General features: G+C 71.3%; 4 protein-coding genes and 1 rRNA gene. All 5 read left to right on the top strand.

Going from position 1 to position 5,505, the window contains the following annotated elements:
• Nucleotides 1-142 precede the first annotated feature (142 nt).
• The 5 genes from rrf (at nucleotide 143) to RZ50_RS14350 (ending at nucleotide 5,210) form a co-directional block, all read left to right on the top strand.
• Nucleotides 143-259: ribosomal RNA gene (rrf, locus tag RZ50_RS14370) — 5S ribosomal RNA — on the top strand.
• Between the two features lie 264 nt (nucleotides 260-523).
• The gene (locus RZ50_RS14365; protein ID WP_196950274.1) at nucleotides 524-3,115 is read left to right on the top strand and encodes a sensor histidine kinase KdpD; all 2,592 of its coding nucleotides are present in this window, start codon (nucleotides 524-526) and stop codon (nucleotides 3,113-3,115) included.
• A gap of 117 nt (nucleotides 3,116-3,232) precedes the next feature.
• Entirely contained in the window at nucleotides 3,233-3,913 is a 681-nt protein-coding gene (locus tag RZ50_RS14360; protein WP_033351413.1) for a response regulator, read from the top strand.
• Between the two features lie 65 nt (nucleotides 3,914-3,978).
• Nucleotides 3,979-4,386, top strand: a complete 408-nt coding sequence (locus RZ50_RS14355) for an OB-fold nucleic acid binding domain-containing protein (RefSeq protein WP_196950273.1) — start codon at nucleotides 3,979-3,981, stop codon at nucleotides 4,384-4,386.
• Between the two features lie 2 nt (nucleotides 4,387-4,388).
• Nucleotides 4,389-5,210 (top strand): DUF3159 domain-containing protein, encoded by an 822-nt coding sequence (locus RZ50_RS14350; protein WP_308271628.1) that lies wholly within the window; start codon nucleotides 4,389-4,391, stop codon nucleotides 5,208-5,210.
• Nucleotides 5,211-5,505 lie beyond the last annotated feature (295 nt).

Below are 5,505 nucleotides of genomic sequence, written 5' to 3'. Positions count from 1 at the left end.
GGATATGGAAGCCCTGTGAGGGGTGGAGTTGACCGGTACTAATAGGCCGAGGGCTTGTCCTCAGTTGCTCGCGTCCACTGTGTTGTTCTGAAACAACGACCCCAACCGATTGTGGTTGGTGCGGTTGACAGTTTCATAGTGTTTCGGTGGTCATAGCGTGAGGGAAACGCCCGGTTACATTCCGAACCCGGAAGCTAAGCCTCACAGCGCCGATGGTACTGCAGGGGGGACCCTGTGGGAGAGTAGGACGCCGCCGAACAATTATTCAGAAGAGCCCTCATCCGGGAAACCGGATGGGGGCTTTTCGCATTTCCCGGAATTCCGTCTGATGCCCCCCGAGTGGCCCCGGGTAACCCCCGGGCGACCCCCGCCGAGTGGCTGGTGTGCCGTCAAAATGCCGCTAAAACCGGCTGATCAGCGCACTGATCAGCGGAAAAACGCCACTCACGCCGTAGTCTCGAAGGGAAGGGGAACTGGTGTCCGGGGGTGGCTCCAGGGCTGGGCCGGATCAAGAATGGTGCTCATGGGACGAGGCAGGCTGCGCATCTACCTCGGGGCGGCCCCCGGGGTCGGCAAGACGTACGCCATGCTCGCCGAGGCACACCGGCGGCAGGAGCGTGGGACGGACGTCGTGGTGGCGTTCGTGGAGGATCACGGCCGGCAGCGGACCGCCGACCTGGTCGCCGGGCTGGAGGTCGTGCTTCGGCAGCAGGTGGTGCACCGGGGCGCCAGGTTCTCCGAGATGGACGTGGACGCCGTTCTTGAGCGCCGCCCGCAGGTGGCGCTGGTGGACGAGCTGGCGCACACCAACATCCCGGGCTGCCGCAACGAGAAGCGCTGGCAGGACGTCGAGGAGCTGCTGGCGGCCGGGATCGACGTCATCTCCACCGTCAACGTCCAGCACCTGGAGTCGCTCGGCGACGCCGTCGAGGGCATCACCGGGGTGCGCCAGCGTGAGACCGTCCCGGACGAGGTGGTGCGCCGGGCGGACCAGATCGAGCTGGTGGACATGTCCCCGCAGGCGCTGCGGCGGCGGCTGGCGCACGGCAACGTGTACGCGCCGGAGAAGATCGACGCCGCGCTCGCCAACTACTTCCGCCCGGGCAACCTGACCGCGCTGCGCGAGCTGGCGCTGCTGTGGACCGCGGACCGGGTCGACGAGTACCTCCAGAAGTACCGGGCCGAGCAGGGCATCGAGGGCACCTGGCAGGCCCGGGAGCGGATCGTGGTCGGCCTGACCGGCGGGCCGGAGGGGGCGACGCTGATCCGGCGGGCGGCCAGGATCGCGGCCCGGGTCTCCGGCGGTGAGCTGCTCGCCGTCCACATCTCCCGCTCGGACGGGCTCGCGGGCACCGGCTCGCCGCAACGGCTGATCGAGCAGCGGGCGCTGGTGGAGAGCCTCGGCGGCTCCTTCCACGCCGTGCTGGGCGACGACCCGGCGGTCGGGCTGCTGGACTTCGCCCGGGGGGTGAACGCGACCCAGATCGTGCTGGGCACCAGTCGGAGGCCGGCCTGGCAGTACGTGTACGGGCCGGGTGTCGGCACCACGGTGACCCGGGAGGCCGGGGACATCGACGTCCACATGGTCACCCACGAGCACGCCGGGCACGGGCGGCGGAACAAGATACCCGTGCGCCGGATCACCGACCTGGGCCGGACCCGGACGGTCGGGGGCTGGCTGGTCGGCCTGGCCGGTCCGCCGCTGCTGGCGATCGTGCTGACCGCGATCGGCGGGCTGGGCCTGTCCACCGACATGCTGCTGTTCCTGTCGCTGACGGTGTGCGCGGCGCTGGTCGGCGGGCTGCTGCCCTCGATCGGCTCGGCGCTGGTCGGCTCCTCGGTGCTGAACTACTACTTCACCCCTCCGCTGCACACCTTCAGCATCAACGAGCCGCAGAACATCATGGCGGTGGCGATATTCACCATCGTCGGCTGCTCGGTCGCCTCCGTGGTGGACCTCGCGGCCCGGCGCACCCACCAGGCGGCCCGGGCCCAGACCGAGGCGCAGACGCTCAGCGCGCTGGCCGGGACGGTGCTGCGCGGCGCGCCGAACGGGGACGGCGTGCTCACCGCGCTGATGGAGCAGGTCCGGGAGACCTTCGGGCAGGAGAGCGCCGCGCTGCTGGAGCGCCCGGAGCGGACCGGTGGCTGGGTGGCGGTCGCGTCCGCCGGACCGCGCCCACCGGAGCGTCCGGAGGAGGCCGACGTGGACGTCCCCGTCGGGGACAGCCTCGCGCTGGTGCTGCGCGGCCGGGTGCTGCCCGGGGCGGACCGGCGCCTGCTCGGGGCGTTCGCCGCGCAGGCCGCCGTGGTGCTGGAGCGCCGCCGGCTGGCCCGGGAGGCGGCCGCGGCCCGCCGGGAGGCCGAGGGCAATCGGATCCGCACCGCACTGCTCGCCGCCGTCTCGCACGACCTGCGCACTCCGCTGGCGGGCATCAAGGCCTCGGTGAGCTCGCTGCGCTCGGCCGACGTGCAGTGGGACCCGGAGGACGAGGCCGAGCTGCTGGCCGGGATCGAGGCCGGGGCGGACCGGCTGGACCACCTGATCAACAACCTGCTCGACATGAGCCGGCTCCAGACCGGCACCGTCACCCCGCTGATCCAGGAGACCGACCTGGACGAGGTGGTGCCCTTCGCGCTCGGCGGCGTGCCGCTGGAGGCGGTGCGGCTGGACGTCCCGGAGACTCTGCCGATGATCCGGGCCGACGGCGGGCTGCTGGAGCGCTCGCTGGCGAACCTGGTCGAGAACGCCGTCAAGTACAGCCCGGACGGCGTCAAGGTGCTGGTCAAGGCGGACGCGCTCCAGCAGCCGGGCGGTCCGGGCAGGGTCGAGCTGCGGATCGTGGACCGCGGTCCGGGCGTGCCCGAGGACGCCAAGGAGAGGATCTTCGCGCCGTTCCAGCGCTACGGGGACGCGCCGCGCGGCGCCGGGGTGGGCCTCGGGCTCGCGGTGGCGCGGGGCTTCGTCGAGGCGATGGACGGTACCGTCACCGCCGAGGACACCCCCGGTGGCGGTCTCACCATGGTGGTCAGCCTGCCTGCCGCCGAACGGCCGCCCGAACCGGGCGAGCAGGGCGGCGACGGCCAGGATCCGCTCTCGGAGCTGATCACCTGAGGCCCGGCGGCGCACCGGCCGGGCCGGGACCGGCCCGGTGCCGTACATCGCACGTCGTACCAACAGCCAGTCACACAGTCCGTAAGATCCGATAGCCCTGAAAGGCGGAGCCCGTAAATGACCCGGGTCCTCGTCGTGGACGACGAACCGCAGATCGTCCGCGCGCTGGTGATCAACCTCAAGGCCCGCAAGTACGAGGTCGACGCGGCCCACGACGGCGCGAGTGCGCTGGAACTGGCGGCCGCCCGCCATCCTGACGTCGTCGTCCTCGACCTGGGCCTGCCCGACATGGACGGTGTCGAGGTGATTCGGGGGCTGCGCGGCTGGACCCGGGTGCCGATCATCGTGCTGTCGGCCCGGCACGCCTCGGACGAGAAGGTCGAGGCCCTGGACGCCGGCGCCGACGACTACGTGACCAAGCCCTTCGGCATGGACGAGCTGCTCGCCCGGATGCGGGCAGCGGTGCGGCGGGCCGAGCCGGTGGCGGGGGAGGACGACTCGCTGGTCGTCACCGAGAGCTTCACCGTCGACCTCGCGGCCAAGAAGGTCAACCGGGACGGCACCGACGTACGCCTCACGCCCACCGAATGGCACCTGCTGGAGGTGCTGGTCCGCAACGCCGGACGGCTGGTCAGCCAGACCCAGCTGCTCCAGGAGGTGTGGGGCCCCGCCTACCGCACCGAGACCAACTACCTGCGGGTCTACCTCGCCCAGCTGCGCCGCAAGCTGGAGCGCGACCCCTCGCACCCGCGCCACTTCATCACCGAACCGGGCATGGGCTACCGCTTCGAGAGCTGACCGCGCGCGCCTCCGGCGGCTTCGTGGCCTGCCGCCGGAGGCTCGGAACCCGGTACCCTGCCGACATGAGTGGTGACAACAGCAGCGGCCAGCCGCAGGGGCGCTTCCGCCGCATGTTCAACCGGCTGACCTCCTCGGCCGAGGAGCTCGACGCCGAGGACCTGCGCCAGGAGAGCGCCGCGGAGTCGGGCTGCACGCCGATCGCCGGCTGCTCGGACCGCGCGCTGGTCACCGTCGCGGGCACACTGCGCACGGTGACGCTCCGCCCGCGGGCCGGGGTCCCGGCCCTGGAGGCCGAGCTCTTCGACGGCACCGAGGCGCTCGACGTGGTCTGGCTCGGTCGCCGCTCGATCGCGGGCATAGAGCCCGGCCGCCGGCTGGTCGCCAGCGGACGGATCAGCCACGCACGCGGGCGCCGCGTGCTGTTCAACCCCCGCTATGAGCTGCGTCCGGTCGGACACGGGAGCGAATGAGCGTGAGCAACCACCCCGGCGGCGACGCCGCCCGGATCGATCTGGACACCGCCAACGTGGCCGCCTGGCAGGCCGCCGCGGCCGAGGAGGCCACGGAGAGCGTGGTGCGGGCGATCGACGGCACCGCACCGGCCGCCGCCGAGCGGCCGCTGGACCCGGCGGCCGCCGAGGCCGCCCGCCAGGCCGCCTCCAGGGAGGCCGCCGACACCGTCCTGCAGGCCTTCGGCGGCGTGCGCGGCATGATCGACATGACGCTGCCCGGCCTGGTCTTCATCATCACCTACAACATCACCCACCAGGTCAGCGCCTCCGCCTGGGCCGCACTCGGCCTGAGCGCCCTGTTCGTGGTGGCCCGGCTGGTGAAGCGGGAGACCATCCAGCACGCCTTCAGCGGGGTGTTCGGCGTCGCCCTCGGCGCCTGGATCTCGATGAAGAGCGGCAAGGCCGAGGACTTCTACCTGCCCGGCCTGCTCTGGAACGTCGCCTACTGCGTCGGCCTCGCGATCTCCGCCCTGGTGCGCTGGCCGATGATCGGACTGATGCTCGGCCCGATCACCGGTGAGATGTTCACCTGGCGCAAGGAGAACCCGGGCCGCTTCGCCGCCTACACCAAGGCGACCTGGGCCTGGGTGCTGATCATGGGCCTCAAGCCGCTGATCCTCTTCCCGCTGTACTTCACCCACAACGTCAACCTGCTCGGCTGGCTGAAGGTCGCCCTCGGCATCCCGCCGCTGCTGCTGGCGATGTACGTCACCTGGCAGATCCTGCTGAAGGCGCCGCCGCCGATCAAGGCGCAGCTGGACGAGGAGGAGCCGGCGAGGTAGCCGCTCCCCGGAGCAGTACGGCGGAGGGCCCGCACCCACCACTTGGGTTCTAGGAGTCGTTGCAACACCCCAGTTCAGGGGATGTATTGGACTTCGAGATCCGCGAGGACCGGACGGCTCAGGGGCCTGTGAAGCTGAGCCGGGAGCGGGAGGCATACTCCCGGCTCATGCAGCAGGGCTACACCAACGCCGAGGCGTGCCGGGTCCTCGGTATCAACGACCGGACCGGTAGGCGTTGGCTCTACGGGCGCAATTCGTCCGGCAGGAACAAGGCGGCGCCACCGCTGACAGCGGT

It is taken from the genome of Kitasatospora sp. SUK 42, assembly GCF_015776785.2.
GTDB lineage: Bacteria > Actinomycetota > Actinomycetes > Streptomycetales > Streptomycetaceae > Kitasatospora.
This window is presented reverse-complemented; position numbering and strand designations above follow the sequence as displayed.

What these genes read in the sequence shown, in the direction of transcription:
- RZ50_RS14365 (WP_196950274.1), top strand. Translation starts at nt 524, where the DNA reads ATGGGACGAGGCAGGCTGCGCATCTACCTCGGGGCGGCCCCCGGGGTC.
- RZ50_RS14355 (WP_196950273.1), top strand. Translation starts at nt 3,979, where the DNA reads ATGAGTGGTGACAACAGCAGCGGCCAGCCGCAGGGGCGCTTCCGCCGC.
- RZ50_RS14360 (WP_033351413.1), top strand. Translation starts at nt 3,233, where the DNA reads ATGACCCGGGTCCTCGTCGTGGACGACGAACCGCAGATCGTCCGCGCG.